Consider the following 2,564-nt stretch of genomic DNA (forward strand, 5'->3'; position numbering starts at 1 on the left):
GGCCGCAACACAAAGCGCGACGCAGGTCGAGGCGCAAAATTTAGCGGGTGTAAAACCCTCACAAATCGCGGTAGGTGGGCACAGCGTCGCGACGAATACCGCAGCACGAGCAACACAAAATACGCCGTGCACGGTAAAAGACGTTACTCGCGGGCTAGAAAATCACGACATCAGACTTTACGATATGGAGAGCGCGCTTTTCGTGGGTGCTTGCGAGCGCGCGGACGTGCCGTGGGCGATGATGAAGATCGTAAGCGATCATCTGCGCGGCGAGCGGCTTAGCAAAAGCTTCGTCTATGAGCTCGTAAAGGCGCGCCTGCCGCAAATCCGCGCCGTGATAAAGGGCAAAATTTAACTATGAGTGCGTGCGCAAAAAAAACTTGGCCGAGGGATGAAATTTTAGCCTCGCGCGCCGAATACGACGCGGAATTTGAAGGTATTGCGGAGGCGCAGGAGAAACGATGAAAATAAAAGGCTCTTATCTATGTTTTGCCCTCTTGGCGTGCGCGTGCGTCGCGGCTTGCGCGTATGCCGTAGCGGATATGTTCGCGGATCCGCCCTTGTTGATCTTTTTAGTCCTTTTGCTCGCATTTGCCTGTATCGGGCTATGGCTAAAAGACGCTCTAATAGGCGCGCGCTACCTATTTTACTGCGTCTGCGTGCAACTACTCTTTGCGGCGGCCATATTCGCCATTCATAAATTCCCCGCCATGGCGCAGTTTGTGCGCAGTGCCGAGATAGGCGTGGGCGGTGCAGGCATACCGCTAGGTATCGCTCTGCTCGTGCTACCCGCGTTTTTCTGCGCCCTGCCATATTACTACCGAACGGGCGTCAAAAAAATCCTGCAAAAGCTCATACTCGGCGGAATTTTGATCCTAAACGTCGCTATTACGCTAGCTTACGCCTTCTATTTCGAGCGACTATTCTATGGCGCGATCTGAAATTTCAACGATTTTTAGTGACGGTGCGCGAAATTTAAGTATAATTTGCAAAATTTAAACGAAGCGGAGCAAGATGACGGAGGCGAAAAAGGAGCTGGGCGCGCAGTTTGGCGTGAATATGAGCGAGCGATCGAGCGCGTTTTTGGGCGCGCTATTTGATAAATTTCACTTTTCATTTCAGCAAAAAAAGCAGCTTGCGGAGTTTGCGAGCGATTTTGAGGCGTGGGGCGAGGCGCCCATTTATGAGCTGCTTGCAAGCGAGCAGCGCGGGCTAAATTTTAATAAAGCCAAATTTAATAAAGCAGGGAAAGTCCCAAACGGCGAGCAAATTTTTAATTTCGTGCGCGAAGCCTGGCTGGAGCTAAAGTCGCGCCCGCACTCGTACGCGAGCTTCAAAAGCGATTACGCGCCGAAAAAATTTGAAATTTCCTCCTTTCGCGCGGACCGCATCGCCTTGGGTCGCTGTCCGGTGGCGAGCGAAAACACGCGCTGCTGCAATCTGCTGACGCTAGATGCAGTCAATTCGTGCGGCTTTGACTGCTCCTATTGCGCGATCGGCTCATTTTACAAGCAGGGGAAAATCGGCTTTGACGAGAATTTCGCGGCAAATTTAGCGCGCCTGCGGCTCGATCCTGCGCGCAGCTATCACATCGGCACGGGGCAGAGCTCCGACTCGCTCATGTGGGGCGATCGCTTCGGTATTTTAAGCGCGCTAACGGACTTCGCGGCGCGGCATCAAAACGTGATTTTGGAGTTTAAAAGCAAGTCGAACAATATTCGGTTTTTCCTGCAGCGCGAGATCCCGCGCAATCTCATCGTTACCTTTTCGCTAAATACGCCCGCGATCATAGCGAACGAGGAGCATCTAAGCGCGAGCCTGGATGCGCGGCTGGCTGCAGCCGAAGCGCTCGCGGCGCGCGGCATTTTGGTGGGTTTTCACCTCCACCCGATGGTTTGGTACGAGGGGTGGCGGAGTGATTACGGCGCGCTTTTTGAGCGGCTGCTACGCAGCTTCGATCCAAGCAATGTTGCAATGGTCTCGCTTGGCACGCTTACCTTCATCAAACCCGTCGTAAAAAAACTGCGCTCGCGCGGGCTGCGGAGCAAAATTCTGCAGATGCCCCTTGCGGACGCGAACGGCAAGCTGTCCTACCCGCTGCAGATCAAGCGCGAGCTTTTTAAATTTGCCGCGGACGCGCTTTCGCCGTGGCGGGAGCAGGTGTTTTTCTACCTCTGCATGGAGGATGCGAGCCTGTGGCGCGAGGTCTTGGGGCACGAGTACGAAAGTAACGACGCGTTTGAAGAGGCGATGAAGGCGGCGTATTTCGCAAAGATACGGCAGCGCTAGACGCGCTGTTTGTCGCAGGCGTCGCAGCCTGCACCGATTCGCATGTGGCGCCGAGGATACAGCGCGAAATTTGCGGCAAGCGAGCGGTTAAAATTTAGCGGCACGCCGAGTTTTATAAAATTAAATTTTATAAATCGCGCGGGGCTGGCACAGCGAGCGGCGATGAAATTTTACAAAGCGGCGGCGTAGCAAAACGCCCGCAGGCTAAATTTAAAATTTTACCCGGCGCAGGTCGCGGCACGGATTGTTTAGGCCGCGCAAATTTGGTGGCAAAT

Annotated in this window: 3 protein-coding genes; all 3 read left to right on the top strand. The window is 53.9% G+C overall.

What is annotated here, in order from left to right:
• A partial coding sequence (locus Q0095_RS07055; RefSeq protein ID WP_297882654.1) for a hypothetical protein occupies nucleotides 1-355 on the top strand: 355 nt, incomplete at its 5' end.
• 106 nt (nucleotides 356-461) lie between these two features.
• The gene (locus tag Q0095_RS07060; protein ID WP_297882656.1) at nucleotides 462-941 is read left to right on the top strand and encodes a hypothetical protein; all 480 of its coding nucleotides are present in this window, start codon (nucleotides 462-464) and stop codon (nucleotides 939-941) included.
• Between the two features lie 73 nt (nucleotides 942-1,014).
• Entirely contained in the window at nucleotides 1,015-2,289 is a 1,275-nt protein-coding gene (locus Q0095_RS07065; protein WP_297882658.1) for a spore photoproduct lyase family protein, read from the top strand.
• The last annotated feature ends 275 nt before the right edge of the window (nucleotides 2,290-2,564 follow it).

It is taken from the genome of uncultured Campylobacter sp. (assembly GCF_938045535.1).
GTDB lineage: Bacteria > Campylobacterota > Campylobacteria > Campylobacterales > Campylobacteraceae > Campylobacter_B.

What these genes read in the sequence shown, in the direction of transcription:
- Q0095_RS07060 (WP_297882656.1), top strand. Translation starts at nt 462, where the DNA reads ATGAAAATAAAAGGCTCTTATCTATGTTTTGCCCTCTTGGCGTGCGCG.
- Q0095_RS07065 (WP_297882658.1), top strand. Translation starts at nt 1,015, where the DNA reads ATGACGGAGGCGAAAAAGGAGCTGGGCGCGCAGTTTGGCGTGAATATG.